This window comes from Nocardia sp. NPDC046473 (assembly GCF_040645995.1).
GTDB lineage: Bacteria > Actinomycetota > Actinomycetes > Mycobacteriales > Mycobacteriaceae > Nocardia.
Genome location: NZ_JBEYZJ010000011.1, coordinates 323,962 through 339,581, shown reverse-complemented (window position 1 = coordinate 339,581; position 15,620 = coordinate 323,962). Strand labels below are relative to the sequence as shown.

15 protein-coding genes are annotated in these 15,620 nt (G+C 66.5%); 12 read left to right on the top strand and 3 right to left on the bottom strand.

Annotated elements, in window-relative coordinates:
* Positions 1-2: 2 nt before the first annotated feature.
* The 3 genes from ABZ942_RS36880 to ABZ942_RS36870 form a co-directional block, all read right to left on the bottom strand.
* A complete protein-coding gene (locus tag ABZ942_RS36880) occupies positions 3-299 on the bottom strand; it encodes a WXG100 family type VII secretion target (RefSeq protein WP_357390446.1) in 297 nt (98 codons plus the stop codon).
* Positions 300-519: 220 nt separating this feature from the next.
* Positions 520-1,317 (bottom strand): DUF6585 family protein, encoded by a 798-nt coding sequence (locus tag ABZ942_RS36875; RefSeq protein WP_357390444.1) that lies wholly within the window; start codon positions 1,315-1,317, stop codon positions 520-522.
* Positions 1,318-1,382: 65 nt separating this feature from the next.
* On the bottom strand, positions 1,383-2,300 hold the full coding sequence (locus tag ABZ942_RS36870) for an RNA polymerase sigma-70 factor (protein WP_357390442.1): 918 nt from the start codon (positions 2,298-2,300) through the stop codon (positions 1,383-1,385).
* A 171-nt stretch (positions 2,301-2,471) separates the two neighbouring features.
* On the opposite strand from ABZ942_RS36870, the gene ABZ942_RS36865 reads away from it, so the two are divergent.
* From ABZ942_RS36865 to ABZ942_RS36810, 12 genes are all read left to right on the top strand, one after another.
* On the top strand, positions 2,472-2,957 hold the full coding sequence (locus ABZ942_RS36865) for a carboxymuconolactone decarboxylase family protein (RefSeq protein ID WP_357390440.1): 486 nt from the start codon (positions 2,472-2,474) through the stop codon (positions 2,955-2,957).
* Between the two features lie 108 nt (positions 2,958-3,065).
* Complete coding sequence (locus ABZ942_RS36860) at positions 3,066-4,592, top strand: phospholipid carrier-dependent glycosyltransferase (RefSeq protein WP_357390547.1); 1,527 nt, start codon at positions 3,066-3,068, stop codon at positions 4,590-4,592.
* Between the two features lie 190 nt (positions 4,593-4,782).
* Positions 4,783-5,742 carry a pyridoxal-phosphate dependent enzyme gene (locus ABZ942_RS36855; protein ID WP_357390438.1) on the top strand — a complete coding sequence of 320 codons (960 nt, stop codon included), beginning with the start codon at positions 4,783-4,785 and terminating at the stop codon, positions 5,740-5,742.
* 82 nt (positions 5,743-5,824) lie between these two features.
* Positions 5,825-6,841: an ABC transporter substrate-binding protein gene (locus tag ABZ942_RS36850; RefSeq protein ID WP_357390436.1), complete on the top strand. Its 1,017-nt coding sequence runs from the start codon at positions 5,825-5,827 to the stop codon at positions 6,839-6,841.
* Positions 6,842-6,853: 12 nt separating this feature from the next.
* Positions 6,854-7,666 (top strand): siderophore-interacting protein, encoded by an 813-nt coding sequence (locus ABZ942_RS36845; RefSeq protein ID WP_357390434.1) that lies wholly within the window; start codon positions 6,854-6,856, stop codon positions 7,664-7,666.
* A gap of 187 nt (positions 7,667-7,853) precedes the next feature.
* Positions 7,854-10,193: a bifunctional salicylyl-CoA 5-hydroxylase/oxidoreductase gene (locus ABZ942_RS36840; RefSeq protein WP_357390432.1), complete on the top strand. Its 2,340-nt coding sequence runs from the start codon at positions 7,854-7,856 to the stop codon at positions 10,191-10,193.
* A 2-nt stretch (positions 10,194-10,195) separates the two neighbouring features.
* Positions 10,196-10,984, top strand: a complete 789-nt coding sequence (locus tag ABZ942_RS36835; RefSeq protein ID WP_357390430.1) for an SDR family NAD(P)-dependent oxidoreductase — start codon at positions 10,196-10,198, stop codon at positions 10,982-10,984.
* 1 nt (position 10,985) lies between these two features.
* Positions 10,986-11,513, top strand: coding sequence for a MarR family transcriptional regulator (locus ABZ942_RS36830; RefSeq protein ID WP_357390428.1), 528 nt, complete (start codon positions 10,986-10,988; stop codon positions 11,511-11,513).
* On the top strand, positions 11,513-12,364 hold the full coding sequence (locus ABZ942_RS36825) for an enoyl-CoA hydratase family protein (RefSeq protein ID WP_357390427.1): 852 nt from the start codon (positions 11,513-11,515) through the stop codon (positions 12,362-12,364). The genes ABZ942_RS36830 and ABZ942_RS36825 overlap by 1 nt, the downstream gene beginning before the upstream one ends.
* Positions 12,365-12,366: 2 nt before the next feature.
* Positions 12,367-13,530, top strand: coding sequence for an acyl-CoA dehydrogenase family protein (locus ABZ942_RS36820; protein WP_357390425.1), 1,164 nt, complete (start codon positions 12,367-12,369; stop codon positions 13,528-13,530).
* A gap of 33 nt (positions 13,531-13,563) precedes the next feature.
* Positions 13,564-15,201, top strand: a complete 1,638-nt coding sequence (locus tag ABZ942_RS36815; RefSeq protein ID WP_357390423.1) for an AMP-binding protein — start codon at positions 13,564-13,566, stop codon at positions 15,199-15,201.
* Positions 15,198-15,620 carry a RidA family protein gene (locus tag ABZ942_RS36810; RefSeq protein WP_357390421.1) on the top strand — a complete coding sequence of 141 codons (423 nt, stop codon included), beginning with the start codon at positions 15,198-15,200 and terminating at the stop codon, positions 15,618-15,620. Before ABZ942_RS36815 ends, ABZ942_RS36810 begins: the two co-directional genes overlap by 4 nt.

Below are 15,620 nucleotides of genomic sequence, written 5' to 3'. Positions count from 1 at the left end.
AGCTACCGCCGGTCCATTCCGGCCAGCAGCTCCGCGGCTTTGTACTGCCCGTCGGAATACGAGTCGAGGGTCTTGGCCGTATTGCCGATACCCTCGGAGAGGTTCTTGTGCGCCGCCACGTAGCCCTGCGGGCCGTCGGCGAAGGTGCTGCCGTAGCCGTCGCCGCCCCAGGCCGATCCCTTGGTCGCCAGCGAGCTCTCCAGCGTGCTCAGGATGCCGTTCATCCGATCCCGCAGCGCGCCCATTTTCCCTGCTGCACTACGCAATTCATCCGGGGTCACCCCGACCTTCGACGCCACACCTGTTCCCTTCACCAACACAACGAATTTCGACGATGTCAGCGGCAGACCCCCGACGGAAAGGTTCCCGGCGCCGAATTGACGAATCTCTGACATACGCTGCGGTACAACGCTTCTCATCGAATTTCCAGCTCAGGCGGCACACCTGCCGGTCGCGCCGCTGACGGCACCACGATCGACCGGCCGCCGATCCGCGACGCTTTGACGCGTCTTTTACGGTCTACGAACGCGCATGCTCGGCCCGCAGACGCTCCGCCAGCGTGCGGAAGATCGTGAAGTTCGGAATCAAGCTCACCGGAAGCGATTCCAGCGGCGCCGACTCCCCCACCACACCGACGCTGACCCACCCTTTGCTCAGCACGACATCGGCCACCCTCGACCACAGCTCCGACCGGTCCCCCGCACCGATCTCGGCACTGGTCATCCAGAAGTACTCGAAGTCGAGACATCCACCCGACTCCAGTACACCGATGGCCTTAGGCAATTGCGCCTCGGTGATCGCCTGATCGATCACCGAACCCCACTCCTCTGGATCCTCGATCCCGTGCCGCAACACAATCGGCTCACCGAGTGTGTCGACCAAGGTGTAGGCGTACGAGACCTGATTCGGCGCAGGAGAATTCGCATGCTCGACGATATTCCGCCGCAACGTCGTGGTGTCGTACCGAACGCACCGAGGCTTACCTCCGACGATCACCACGAGACCGCGCTCGTACAGATCCAGCCGGGTACGGCGGTTCCGGCCTTGTACATACGCCAGCCACAACAGATCCCACAGCAGCCGACCACCGACCATCAGCATGCCCGTCACGCCGACAATGGCCACCACCGCAACACCACTCACGAACCCGAGCACCGTCACCAAAGCGGCGACGAGCGTGGCAACCGCTTCGATGACATACCGCCGAACATCGGGTTGCGCTGCCGCGTAGGTTCTTCGGTGCGGCCCCAGATCCTCCCGCGCCGCTACCCGGCCGATCTCAGCACGAAGATCGACATTACTGGCAGGATCCGTCACGACGGCTGACTATGCCCCGAACCGTCAACCCCGACCACCGGCCTTGACGGAACCCATACACGAACTCAACGGCGCAGCGCCGTCTCGCGCTCCATGTGCGACAACTTCTCCGGATTACGCACTGAGTAGAGCCCCGTGATGAGCCCGTCGTCGATGCGCAGCGCGATGACCGTGTCGATCTCCCCGTCCTGTCGGAGCAGCAGCGCCGGAGAACCATTGACCTGCACGGGCTCGACCGACATCGTGGCGCGGATCCGGTCGAAGCCGACGGCCAGCAAGCGAGCCACGATGCCGGAGCCGACGACGGGACGCGGCACCGCCTGCTTGATTCCGCCACCGTCGCCGAGGAAGACCACGTCCGGCGCGAGGATATCGAGCAGGTTCTGCATCTCGCCCGTCTCGATCGCCCGCTGGAAGGCGGCGAGCGCGTCTCGGGTCTGCGACGGGGAAACGACGCCGCGCGGTCGGCGCGCGGTGACGTGCGCCCGAGCTCGATGGACGATCTGGCGGACCGCGGCCGGAGTCTTGTCGACGGCCTCGGCGATCTCGTCATAGGACAGATCGAAGACCTCGCGCAGCACGAACACCGCCCGCTCGGTCGGTGCGAGCGTCTCCAGCACCAGCAGCATCGCCATCGACACGCTGTCCGCCAACTCGACATCCTCGGCCACGTCAGGCGCGGTGAGCAGCGGCTCGGGCAGCCACGAGCCGACATAGGACTCCTTGCGACGGCCGAGCGTGCGCAGCCGGCCGAGCGCCTGGCGGGTGGTGATGCGAACCAGGTAGGCCCGCTGATCCCGGACCATGTCGAGATCGACACCCGCCCACCGCAACCAGGTTTCCTGCAGCACGTCTTCGGCGTCGGCGGCCGAGCCGAGCATCTCGTAGGCGACCGTGAACAGCAGGTTGCGGTGCGCGACGAACGTGGCGGTGGCGGGATCGGCCTGGCTGTCGCCGGGCGCGGTGTTCGACGTACCTGCCATGGGTGGCTCCTGTCTAGCTCGCTGCTGTGTCACCCCACCAGATGCCGCGCCGCGCGGTTTTGTGACACCGCCCGTGTGTGGCGCTCGTCACGTAACCGCACCTGTCACAAGGGCCGGGTCGTCGGCATCTCATGTTCGTTCAATGCAACACCAACGAGTGAGGACGACGTCATGGAACCCCGTTTCGACCTGTTCACCAACGAGCTCGGCACCAAGTTCGGCAAGCGGTTCGCCAACGCCAGCATGCCGATCGTGCAGTCGTCGCTGCCGAAGGCCACGCAGGAATTGGTTTCGTTGCGCGCCAGCCAGATCAACGGCTGCGGCTGGTGCATCGACCTGCACACCAAGGACGCCGCGGCCGCCGGTGAAAGCGCGGTCCGGCTCAACCTGGTCGCCGCCTGGCGCGAAGCCACCGTGTTCACCGAAGCAGAGCAGGCCGCGCTGGCACTGGCCGAGGAGGGCACCCGGCTCGCCGACGCCTACCAGGGCGTGTCCGACGAGACCTGGACCCAGGTACGCAAGCACTACGACGACGACCAGACCGCGGCCCTGGTCGCCCTGGTCGCGATGATCAACGCCGCCAACCGGCTGGCCGTGATCGTGCACCAGAAGGGAGGCTCCTACCAGCCCGGCATGTTCGACAGCCTGGTGAACTGACCCGAGCGAATCGCGGCCCGGCTCAGGATCACTCGTTACAGCGCTTGGGCTTTGACACCTGGTTCGGTTGTTCGAGCCGACTCTCCGTAGGGTCGAGCCGTGGTTGATGTGGGGGTGAACCGGTGGGCTCGGCTGATCGTCGACCCGTCGACGGTGCGGCCGGAGCCCGGTCCGGGTGACACAGCGCGCGGCTGGTGGGTGACGATCGCGCTGACGTTGCTCGCGGCGGTCACGCGGTTCGAGCGGCTCCGCTCGACGACCGATGGCGGGACGCCGGTCTTCGACGAGAAGTACTACGCGTTGCAGGCGTGGGAGATGCTGACCAACGGGATGGGGATCGAGGACAATCCCGGGTACGTGGTCGTGGTGCATCCGCCGGCGGGGAAGCTGCTCATCGCGATCGGCGAGGCGCTGTTCGGTTACAGCCCGCTGGGGTGGCGGTTTTCGGCGGCGGTGGCCGGAACCCTGTTGGTGCTGCTGGTGATTCGGATCGTTCGACGGCTGGCTCGGTCGACGATGATCGGGGCCATCGCGGGGATCCTGATGATCACCGATGGCGTCACCTTGGTTTCGTCGCGGATCGGGATGCTCGATATCTTTCTGGCGGTGCTGGTCACCGGGGCGTTCGGGTGTTTGATCGTCGATCGTGACCAGGTCAGGGCACGGCTGGCCGATGCTGCGGGACGGGTCGCGGTGACTTCGTTCGGGCCCCGTCTCGGCGTGCGGTGGTGGCGGTTCGCCGCCGGGGTTCTGCTCGGATTGTCCTGTGCCACCAAGTGGTCGGGCGCCTATTTCATGGTCTGCTTCGTGGTGCTGTGCCTGGGGTTCGATGCGGCCGCACGCCGGCGCTACGGGGTGCTTCGCCCGTATGTCGGCACGATCGTGCGCGATGCCGCGCCTGCCGTGTTCGCGTTGATCGTCGTCGCGATCGGCGTGTATCTGGGGACGTATGCGGGATGGTTCGCGAGCGAAAGCGCGATCAACCGGCACGCCGTCGGGATACAGGTCGATGATGGCGGGTTCTTGTCGTTCGTGCCGGATGCGTTGCGGTCCTTGTGGTTCCAGCACGGCGAGGTGCTCGAAGTACACACCCATCTGACCAATTCGGCGGGTTTTCACCATCCATGGGAGTCCAAGCCGTGGACATGGCCGATGGGGTTGCGGCCGATGCTCTACCACTTTTCCGATCCCGAACAGGCCACCGGATGCGGACAATCGGCATGCGTGCGAGCGATCATGCTGGTGGGTACGCCCGCGATCTGGTGGCTGGCGCTGCCCGCCGTGGGGTGGGCTTTGTGGCAGTCGGTTACTCGGCGCGACTGGCGGTACCTGGCGGTGCTCGCCGGCTATGGAGCCGGATGGTTGCCGTGGTTCGCGGTGCTGGACCGGCAGATGTATTACTTCTACGCCACCGCGATGGCACCGTTCCTGGTCATGCTGGTTGCGCTGGCGCTCGGGCAGATCCTCGGACGCACCACCGAATCCGACGAGCGTCGTGGCACCGGATTGCTGGTGGTCTGCCTGTACCTGGGATTGGTCGTTGCGAACTTTGTCTGGAACTACCCGATCCTGACCGCGCTGCCGATCACGGAGTCGACCTGGCAACAGCACCTATGGTTGCCCAGCTGGCGCTGATGGCGGCGGTAACCGCGACCCGAACCGTGGAGTTGAAGTCTGGTCAGAGGAGGTCGAGAACGGTGGGTTCGGCGCGGACGACGGTGAATGACTGCCTGGTTCCGGGTCGAAGTCCATAAACTGGCCGTTCGACACGTCTGGTTGAAATGGCAGAATTCCAAGCGTGACAGGCCAAATCGCGATCGATGACGTGCGCGCGGCGGCGCATCGGCTCGCTGGTGTCGCTCACCGGACGCCGGTGCTCACGTCCCGTACGCTGAATGAGCGGGTCGGGGCCGAGGTGTTTCTCAAGTGCGAGAATTTTCAGAGGGTTGGCGCGTTCAAGTTTCGGGGCGCCTACAACGCGATCTCGCAACTGGCGGCTGACCAGCTCGCGCGCGGTGTGGTGGCCTGGTCTTCCGGCAATCACGCCCAGGCGGTTGCGCTGTCCGCGCGGCTGCTGGGCACCTCGGCAGTTATCGTGATGCCAGCGGACACTCCCGCTTCAAAGATGGCCGCCACCAAGGGGTATGGAGCCGAGGTCGTCACCTACGACCGCTACACGCAGGATCGGACCGCGATCGGCGAGGCCCTGGCTGCCGAGCGTGGCCTGAGCGCCATTCCGCCATTCGATGATCTTCGGGTGATGGCCGGACAGGGCACCGTAGCGCTCGAACTCATCGAGAAGACCGGGCCGCTGACCGCCTTCCTCGCCCCGATCGGTGGCGGCGGGCTGATGGCCGGCTGCGCTACCGCGGCTACCACGCTTTCCCCTGGCATCCGCATCATCGGCGTCGAACCGGTCGACGGCGACGACACCAAGCGTTCACTCGAAGCCGGTCACCGGGTTCGGATCCCGGTGCCGCACACCATCGCCGACGCACAGGCCGCCGAAATCCCCGGCGAGCTTACTTTCGCCGTCAACCGCAGGCTCGTGGACGAGATCTCCGTGGTCACCGACGACCAACTGGTCGCGGCCATGTCCTTTCTGTTCGACACGATGAAGATCGTCGCCGAGCCGACCGGTGTCGCCGGTGTCGCCGCAATGCTGGCAGGCCGGGTCCAGCTCCCTGGCGCCCGCGTCGGCATTGTGATCTCCGGCGGCAATATCAGCGCGTCGCGATTCGCTGGGTTGGTGAGCCGCGATGGTTCGCAAGAGTTGTCCAGTTAGCACAGGCGATTTCAACCACAGGTGATCAACCTCATGTAGGTGAGGCTTGCCTTACTGGCGACAACTCGTTCTAATGGCCGCCATGGACACAATCCATATCACTCGCCGCCGCCTGTTCTCGGCCGCCGCTGCGGTCGGGCTCGGGGCCGCCGCTACCGCGTGCTCCCGGTCTTCCGATGACGGAACGTTCACGGGGCCGGGCGGCTGGTCGTTCACCGACGACCGGGGCAGCACCGTCCACACCAAGGAGGTGCCGTCCCGGATCGTTGCCTTCGTCGGGGCCGCCGCGATGCTGGCCGACTTCGGGCTGCAGCATCGCATCGTCGGGGTGTTCGGCGAAACACGCACGGCGGCACACGAACTGGCACCACTCAAGGGCGAGCTCGACGTCGACAAGGTGACCGTGCTCGGTAACAACTGGGGCGAGTTCGATGTCGAGAAGTACGCGGCGCTCGAACCGGACCTGCTCGTCACCGATATGTATGTGCCAGATCGGCTTTGGTACGTCCCAGACGAGAGCAAGGCGAAGATTCTGGCGATCAATCCTAATGTGGCGGCGGTGCAGGTCGCGCACCGGACGCTGCCGGACACCATCGCACGCTATACCGAGCTCGCACGCGCACTGGGCGCGGATCTGAACGCGCCCAAGGCAATCCAGGCCAAGGCGCGCTTCGACGCCGCGGCGCAGTCGATTCGCGATGCGGTGGCGCAGCGGCCAGGACTGCGTGTGCTTGCCGCGTCGGCGGCGCCCGGCATCTTCTACGTGTCCGATCCGAAAGCATCCGCCGATCTCAGCTATTTCGCGCAATTGGGCGTGGACGTGGTCGGACCGGACCACGTCACCGGTGACGGCTTCTTCGAGGAACTGAGCTGGGAGCACACCGACAAGTACCCGGCCGACCTGATCCTGCTAGACGGCAGATCCACGGGATTGTCCCCGGAGGCGCTGGCCGCCAACCCGGTCTGGCGCGGCCTGCCCTCGGTACGCGCCAACCAGATCGGCGGCTGGCAGCCGATCTACCGGTTCTCGCACGCGGGCACGGCACCGCTGCTCGAGGACCTGGCCGCGGCCATCCGCCGCTCCGGCAAAGTCACCTGAGTAGGAATCACCATGCGCGCCCAACCTTTTCGCTTCTTCGAGAATGTGCCGGTCCTGCGGACCGAGTTGCTCAGCCCGTCCCAGCTCCGAATCGTTTTCGGCGGTACGTCATTGGCAGGCTTCGCCAGTGGCGGGCGCGATCAGAGCCTGTCGCTGTTCCTGCCCCAGCCCGGTCAGTCGAAACCGTGGATCCCGATCGACGCCGGTGAGAACTGGTTCGCCGAATGGCGGGCCGCCGATCCCGCCATCCGCTCGGTGATGCGGGCATACACCGCGCGCGAGCATCGTCCCGAAACAGGCGAGCTGGATATCGATTTCGTCCCGCACGCCGACGGCGGGCCGGCCTCGCGGTGGGCGGCCCAGGCGCAACCGGGCGATCGGGTCACCATCCTCGGTCCATCCGACGGTGATAATCGCAGCGTGGCGTTCCGCCCGCACGACGACGCGGGATGCGTGCTCATCGCCGCGGACGAGACGGCATTGCCCGCGGCATCGAGCATCCTCGAATCGCTGCCCGCCGGCACTATCGCCAAGGTCTGGATCGAGGTGCCGCACAAGGCCGATCGCCGGGAACTGCGCACCAAGGCGGACGCCGAGATCACCTGGCTGGTGCACGACGATCGCGAGCGCGGCCAGATCCTGCGCGCGGTCCAGTCCGCCGCGTTACCGCACCATCGGCCCTACGCGTGGATCGCGGGCGAATCGGGTGTCGTGCGCGCATTGCGCCGCCACCTCGTCACCGAACGGCGTATCCCGAAGGCGGACTTGACCTTTCGCGGATACTGGCGGCTAGGCGCTTCGGAGGACGACCTCCGCAACGAATAGGCCGCGCGGTCCTCCCTTCGACCGACGACTACCGGCAGGACCCGCCCTACCGTAAATCCACCGCAATCACCTTGCCCGCCAGAGAGTTCCCGCAGGTCAGCTCCTCGTGCACCGCAATCCGGCAAAAGTGCTTTATATCTAAAGCTTTAGAGGTAAAGTACTTCGTACCGCGACTCGAGGAGAGCGTATGAAGGTCGTGTGCATCGGCGGCGGGCCCGCCGGCTTGTACTTCGGGTTGCTGATGAAGCAGCTCAATGCCGATCACGAGGTCACCGTGGTCGAACGCAACCGTCCCTACGACACTTTCGGGTGGGGCGTGGTGTTTTCCGACGCCACGATGGAGACGATGCGGGTGTGGGATCGCACCACCGCGGACCGGATCGAGTCGGCGTTCAACCACTGGGACGACATCGAGCTGCGCTTCAAAGGGCGCGTCTTACGTTCCGGCGGACACGGTTTCGTCGGCATCGGCCGCAAGAAGCTGCTGAACATCCTGCAGGCGCGATGCGAAGAGGTCGGGGTAAAGCTCGAGTTCGACCGAGAGGTCCACTCCGACACGGAATTCCCCGACGCGGACCTGATCGTCGCCGCCGACGGCATCTCCTCCAGGATCCGCGGCAGGCATCAAGACGTATTCTTACCCGACCTCGTGACCCGCCCGAACCGCTACATCTGGCTCGGCACCGAGAAACTGTACGACGCTTTCACTTTCGACTTCGTCGAGACCGAACACGGTTGGCTGCAAGCACACATCTACAAGTTCGACGAGAACACCAGCACCTTCATCGTCGAGGCGCCCGAACACCTCTGGCGGGCACACGGGCTCGACCAGGCCACACCGGACGAGTCGGTGGCGTTCTGCGAGCGGATTTTCGCCGACAACCTGCAGGGCGAGAAGCTGATGACGAACTCCCGCCACCTGCCGGGATCGGGCTGGCAGAACTTTCAGCGGGTCAAATGCGAGCAGTGGTGGCTGCACAACGGCAACAGCCACGTCGTGCTGATGGGCGACGCCGTGCACACCGCGCACTTCGCCATCGGTTCCGGCACCAAGCTGGCGCTCGAGGACGCCATCGAGCTGGTCCGCCAACTCGGCGAGCACGGCGACACACCCGCCGACCTGCCCGCCGTGCTCACGCACTACCAAGAGGTCCGCTCGATCGACGCGCTCCGACTCCAGAACGCGGCATGGAACGCGATGGAGTGGTTCGAGGTCTGCGGCGAACGCTATTGCGACCAACTGGAACCCGAGCAGTTCATGTACTCGATGCTCACCCGCAGCCAGCGCATCAGCCACGAAAATCTGCGCTTGCGCGACAAGGGCTGGCTCGAGGACTACGAGCGCTGGTTCGACGCGCGGGCCGGGGTCGCCCGGACTGCCGAAGAGCCTTCCGTCCCACCGATGTTCACGCCGTACACCGTCCGCTCGGTGACGCTGAAGAATCGGGTGATCGTCTCACCGATGGCCCAATATTCCGCCGTCAACGGGGTTCCCAGCGACTTCCACCTGGTACACCTCGGCGCCCGTGCGCAAGGCGGCGCCGGACTGGTCTTCGCCGAGATGACCTGTGTCAGTGCGACAGGCCGGATCACACCCGGCTGCCCAGGCCTGTACACCGACGAGCAGCGGCAGGCCTGGCAGCGTATCGCCGAGTGGGTGCACGACAATACCGACGCGAAAATTGGCATGCAGCTGGGACATTCAGGAGCCAAAGGTTCCACTCGCCGCATGTGGGACGGCACCGATCAACCACTCACCGCTGATGACGACGAACCGAACTGGCCGTTGATCTCGGCGTCGCCGCAGCAGTACCTCGATGGGGTGAGCCAGTGGTCGCGGGCGATGACCCGCGCCGACATGGACGAGGTGACCGAACAGTTCGTCATCGCGGCCCGCCGCTCGGCCGAAGCGGGCTTCGACTGGCTCGAATTGCACTGCGCGCACGGCTATTTGCTGTCAAGCTTCATCTCGCCGCTGACCAACCAGCGCACCGATGCCTACGGTGGATCGTTGCCGAACCGACTGCGCTACCCGTTGGAAGTCTTCGCCGCGGTGCGCGAGGTATGGCCCGCCGAACTCCCCATGTCGGTGCGTATTTCGGCACACGACTGGGCCGAGGGCGGCATCACCCCGGTCGACGCCGTCGAGATCGCGAAGCGGTTCAAGCAGGCGGGCGCCGACCTGATCGACTGTTCCTCGGGCCAGGTCACCAAACAGGAGCAACCGACCTTCGGCCGCATGTGGCAGACCCCGTTCGCCGACCGGGTGCGCCAAGAGGCGGGCATCGCCACCATCGCGGTCGGGGCGATCTCCGAGGCCGACCACGTGAACAGCATCGTGGCCGCCGGACGAGCCGACCTCTGTGCCATCGCCCGCCCGCACCTGGCGAACCCCTCCTGGACCCTCACCGAGGCGGCAAAGATCGGCTACACCGAACTCGGCTGGCCCAAGCAATATCGCGCCGCCAAGCGGCAATTCGAAGCGAACATCCAACGCCAGCAGGCCGCCGCGGCGGGGAAAGGCTGACCATGCCCGAGGTCGACACCGGCGGTCTCGCCGACCGGCACGCGCTCGTCACCGGCGGGTCACGCGGCATCGGCGCCGCGATCGCGACCAGGCTCGCGCACGACGGCGCGCGCCTCACGCTGCTGTCTCGCGACTTCGCGCGGGCCACCGAAATCGTTGCCCGGCTGCCGAAGTCGGCCAAGGCCCACGCCATCGCGTGCGACATCACCGACCCGGAGGCCATCGCCGCCGCGTTCACCGACGCCCGCCTGATGCACGGCGCGATCGACATCCTGGTGAACAACGCCGGGCAGGCGGCGAGCGCACCGCTGCGGCGCACCACCGACGAGCAATGGCAGCGCATGCTCGCGGTGAACCTCACCGGCACGTTCCTGTGCACGCGCAGCGCGATCACCGACATGCTCGCCGCCGGACGCGGCCGGGTGATCAACATCGCCAGCACGGCGGGCCTGCGCGGCTATCCCTACGTCACCGCCTACGCCGCCGCCAAGCACGGCGTGATCGGCCTGACCCGTTCGCTGGCACTGGAACTCGCGAACACGGCGATCACCGTGAACGCGATCTGCCCCGGCTTCACCGACACCGACCTGTTGCAGGAGAGCGTGACCCACGTGACCGAGACGACCGGCCGCAGCGCCGACGAAGCCCGCGCGGCCTTCACCCGGCACAACCCGCAGGGACGGCTGATCGAGCCGGCCGAGGTCGCCGCCACCGTGGCCTGGCTCTGCTCGGACGCGGCGGCTTCGCTGACCGGACAGTCGATTTCGGTCAGCGGCGGGGAGGTGATGTGAGGTGACCACCCGGCACGAGCTCGGCGACGAACGCATCGGCATGGAGGCCCGCACGGTCTCCGGCGATCACCTCGATGTCCGGCTGTGGCTGCGATTGTTGGCCACTACCAACGAGATCGAGCAGGAGATCCGCACTCGGCTGCGGGTCCGGTTCGCCACGACACTCCCCCGCTTCGACTATCTGGCCCAGCTCGACCGGCATCACGACGGTCTGCGGATGAGCGCGCTGTCCCGCTATCTGATGGTGACCGGCGGCAATGTCACCGGCCTGACCGATCAGCTGGTGGCCGAGGGCTGGGTCGACCGGATTCCGGATCCGGTCGACAAGCGCGCGACGCTGGTGCGGCTGACCGCGCTCGGGCGTGAGTGCTTCGAGGAGATGGCCGCCGAACACGAACGCTGGCTGACCGAGATGTTCGCCGGCTTCGGCCGCGGCGACGAGCAGGCGCTGTTCGACCTGCTCGGCAGGCTCCGCGTCCACCTCGCCGGAACGGCCGACCATGCCCCCGTATCGAACCAGGAACGCTGATGACCCAGAACCTCGACCCCGCACTGCGCGCGGCCAATCGCACGACGCTCGCCGACTACGCGAGCACGCATTTCCAGTGGCAGGTCCGCGACGGTGTCGGCACGATCATGCTCGACCGGCCGGAACGCAAGAACCCGCTGACCTTCGACTCCTATGCCGAGCTGCGAGACCTGTTCCGCCGCTTGGCCTATGCCGACGATGTCGCGGTGATCGTGCTGCACGGCGCGGGCGAGAACTTCTGCTCCGGCGGCGACGTGCACGACATCATCGGCCCGCTGATCGCGCTGCCCGCGCCCGAACTGTTGATGTTCACCCGGATGACCGGTGATCTGGTGAAGGCGATGCGGGCCTGTCCACAGCCGATCGTGGCGGCCGTCGACGGCGTCTGTGCGGGCGCAGGTGCGATTCTGGCGATGGCGTCGGACCTGCGAATCGGAACCGCCCGCAGCACAACGGCATTCCTGTTCACCCGGGTCGGGCTCGCCGGGTGCGATATGGGCGCCTGCGCGATCCTGCCGCGCATCATCGGGCAGGGCCGCGCGTCCGAATTGCTGTACACCGGACGGGCAATGAGCGGTGACGAGGCGTTCGCGTGGGGCTTCTTCAATCAGCTTGCCGAACCGGAGCAGTTGCTCGCCGCCGCTGGGCAGCTCGCGCACCGGCTGGCCGATGGACCGACCTTCGCGCAGGGCATCACGAAAACCATGCTGCACCAGGAGTGGTCGATGACGGTGGACCAGGCGATCGAAGCCGAAGCGCAGGCTCAGGCGCTGTGCATGCTCACCGAGGACTTCAAGCGGGCCTATCACGCATTCCGCGACAAGCAGCGGCCGAAGTTCGAAGGGAACTAGTCATGTCCGAAGATCACTGGGACTGGCCGTTTTTCGAGGACGAGCACCGGAAGCTGGCCGCCGCACTGCACGACTGGGCAGCCGATCACCTCAACCACGGCACCAGCACCGACGTCGACGCCCGATGTCGTCGGCTGGTCCGCGCGCTGGGCGACGCAGGCTGGCTGCGACACACCGTCGCCGGTACAGAATTCGGCGGCAACCGCGACCAGATCGACACGCGTGCACTCTGTCTCGCCCGCGAGATACTCGCCGAACGCAACGCACTCGCCGACTTCGCCTTCGCCATGCAGGGACTCGGCTCCGGCGCGATCAGCCTGGCAGGCACCGACGAGCAGAAGCGACGCTATCTGCCTCGAGTGGCTGCCGGTACCGCGATCGCGGCGTTCGCGCTCTCGGAAACCGACGCGGGTTCCGACGCCGCCGCGCTGTCGTGCGCCGCACGCGCCGACGGCGATGGATACATCATCGACGGCGAGAAGACCTGGATCTCCAACGGCGGCATCGCGGACTTCTACGTGGTCTTCGCCCGCACCGGGGAAGCCGAAGGCGCGCGGGGCATTTCGGCCTTCATCGTCGACGCGGACACTCCCGGCCTGCACATCGCCGAACGCATCGACGTGATCGCCCCGCACCCGCTCGCACGGCTGCGCTTCGACGGTTGTCGAGTGCCTGCGACACAACGCATCGGTGACGCAGGTGCGGGCTTCTCGGTCGCCATGCGCACTCTCGACGTCTTCCGGACCTCGGTGGCGGCCGCCGCCCTCGGCTTCGCCCGCTCCGCCATGGCCGAGGCGCTCACCAGGGCGACCTCGCGGCGCATGTTCGGCGGCGTGCTGTCCGACTTCCAGCTGACCCGAGCCGAACTCGCCCATATGGCGACCACGATCGACTCGACCGCACTGCTCACCTATCGCGCCGCCTGGCAGCGCGATCAAGGACGGTCGGTCACCCGCGAGGCCGCCATGGCCAAGATGGCCGCGACCGAAGGCGCCCAACGGGTGATCGACGCCGCAGTGCAGATGTGGGGCGCGCTCGGCGTGGTCAGCGACCAGCCGGTCGAACGGCTCTACCGCGACATCCGCGCCCTGCGCATCTACGAGGGCGCCACCGAGGTGCAGCAACTGATCATCGCCCGTGAAGTCCTGCGCGGCGCCACCTCCTGATCCACGACTCTCCTTCTCCCCCAAGGTTCGACAATGACTAGCGCACACATCGACACCTTCGCCCGCGACAACCTGCCCCCGCTCGACCAGTGGCCCGACCTCGTGTTCGATGCTCCCGAGTTGCAGTTTCCGGCCCAACTCAATTGCGCCGGTGAACTACTCGACCGGCAGCTGGCCGACGGCAACGGCGCCCGCCTGTGCGTGCAGGCACCCGACGGAACGCGCTGGACCTACGCCGACCTACACGAGCAGGCCAATCGCATTGCGGCCGTGCTGGTGCGCGACATGGGCCTCGTGCCGGGCAATCGAGTGCTGCTGGACGCCCCGAACAACCCCATGCTCGCGGCGTGCTGGTTCGCCGTGATGAAGGCGGGCGGCATCGCCGTCACGGCCATGCCGCTGCTGCGGGTCAAGGAACTCACCCAGATCGTCGACAAGGCGCGAATCACGCACGCGCTCTGCGATTCCGCATTGGCCGCTCGACTGGAGGCGGTGGTGGCGGCCTGTCCCACGCTGAACCAGGTGCGCTACTTCCACAGCGACGCCGACGACGGTCTCGAGGCATTGATGGCGCGCCACGACGGCCGGTTCGACACGGTGGACACCGCCGCTGACGACGTCTGCCTGATCGCCTTCACCTCCGGCACCACCGGCGTGCCGAAGGCGACCGCGCACTTCCACCGCGATGTCATGGCGATCTGCCACTGCTTCCCGCGGCACATCCTGCGGCCGGAGCCCGACGACGTGTTCATCGGCAGCCCGCCGCTGGCCTTCACCTTCGGTCTCGGTGGGCTGCTGCTGTTTCCGATGACGGTCGGCGCCTCCACCGTACTGCTCGAGCAGGCCGGACCCCCGCAGCTGCTCGAAGCCATCGAGAAGTTCAGTGCGACGGTACTTTTCACCGCACCCACCTCGTATCGCATTCTCGCCCGCCATGATCTGAGCGGCACCTCGCTGCGCAAATGCGTCTCGGCGGGCGAATCGTTGCCGCCGAGCACCCGCACTCGATGGCGCGAGGCCACCGGCATCGAGCTGATCGACGGCATCGGCGCCACCGAGATGCTGCACATCTTCATCTCCGCCGACGAGGCGCACGCCAGGCCCGGCGCGACCGGACTGGCGGTACCCGGCTATGAAGCACGCGTGGTGGACGCGGACGGAAACACGTTGGGCCCCGGCGAGATCGGGCTCCTCGCGGTGCGCGGCCCGACCGGTTGCCGCTACCTCGACGACGACCGGCAGACCGCGTACGTGCGCGACGGCTGGAACTACACCGGCGACGCCTATTCGATCGACGTCGACGGCTACTTCCACTATCAGGCCCGCTCCGACGACATGATCGTGTCGTCCGGCTACAACATCGCCGCACCCGAGGTCGAGGACGCCCTGGCCGGGCACTTCGCGGTCGCCGACTGCGCCGTGGTCGGCGTGCCCGACGAGGATCGCGGCCAGATCGTCAAGGCGTATGTGGTGCTGCGCGCCGAGATCGAGACACGCGAGGGGATGGTCGAGGAATTGCAGGATTTCGTGAAACAGACAGTGGCACCGTACAAGTACCCGAGAGCGATCACCTTCGTCGACGCGCTGCCGCGCACGCCGACCGGCAAACTGCAACGCTTCCGGCTGCGGGACTTCGGTGCGGTACAGGGCGATTCGGCGGCGACGGCATGAGGGTGCTGCAGCCGCCGGGGTGGCCGCGGCCGCGCGGATACGCGAACGGCATTGCCGCACGCGGAGAATTGGTAGTCGTCGCGGGCATGATCGGCTGGGACACCGAGGGTGTGATCCGCTCGCCCGACATCGCTGATCAGGTGCGCCAGACGTTGCGCAATATCGTGGCAGTGCTCGCCGAGGCGGGCGCGGAGCCTACGCACATCGTCCGAATGACCTGGTACGTCACCGATGTCGACGCGTACGTGCGGGCGTATCGGGAGATCGGGGTGGCCTTCCGCGAGATCATCGGCGACTTCCGCGCGGCGATGACCGCGGTCGAGGTGAGCCGCTTGGTCGAGCCGGACGCCAAGGTCGAGATCGAAGTCACCGCCGTGATCCCCGACCCACCGCAGGCCGGCGCAGCAGAGCAGGAGTGA

Bases quoted from the DNA above. Each gene is read 5' to 3' on its own strand.
- ABZ942_RS36870 (WP_357390442.1), bottom strand. From the start codon at position 2,300: ATGGCAGGTACGTCGAACACCGCGCCCGGCGACAGCCAGGCCGATCCC.
- ABZ942_RS36865 (WP_357390440.1), top strand. From the start codon at position 2,472: ATGGAACCCCGTTTCGACCTGTTCACCAACGAGCTCGGCACCAAGTTC.
- ABZ942_RS36850 (WP_357390436.1), top strand. From the start codon at position 5,825: ATGGACACAATCCATATCACTCGCCGCCGCCTGTTCTCGGCCGCCGCT.
- ABZ942_RS36845 (WP_357390434.1), top strand. From the start codon at position 6,854: ATGCGCGCCCAACCTTTTCGCTTCTTCGAGAATGTGCCGGTCCTGCGG.
- ABZ942_RS36840 (WP_357390432.1), top strand. From the start codon at position 7,854: ATGAAGGTCGTGTGCATCGGCGGCGGGCCCGCCGGCTTGTACTTCGGG.
- ABZ942_RS36835 (WP_357390430.1), top strand. From the start codon at position 10,196: ATGCCCGAGGTCGACACCGGCGGTCTCGCCGACCGGCACGCGCTCGTC.
- ABZ942_RS36825 (WP_357390427.1), top strand. From the start codon at position 11,513: ATGACCCAGAACCTCGACCCCGCACTGCGCGCGGCCAATCGCACGACG.
- ABZ942_RS36820 (WP_357390425.1), top strand. From the start codon at position 12,367: ATGTCCGAAGATCACTGGGACTGGCCGTTTTTCGAGGACGAGCACCGG.
- ABZ942_RS36815 (WP_357390423.1), top strand. From the start codon at position 13,564: ATGACTAGCGCACACATCGACACCTTCGCCCGCGACAACCTGCCCCCG.
- ABZ942_RS36810 (WP_357390421.1), top strand. From the start codon at position 15,198: ATGAGGGTGCTGCAGCCGCCGGGGTGGCCGCGGCCGCGCGGATACGCG.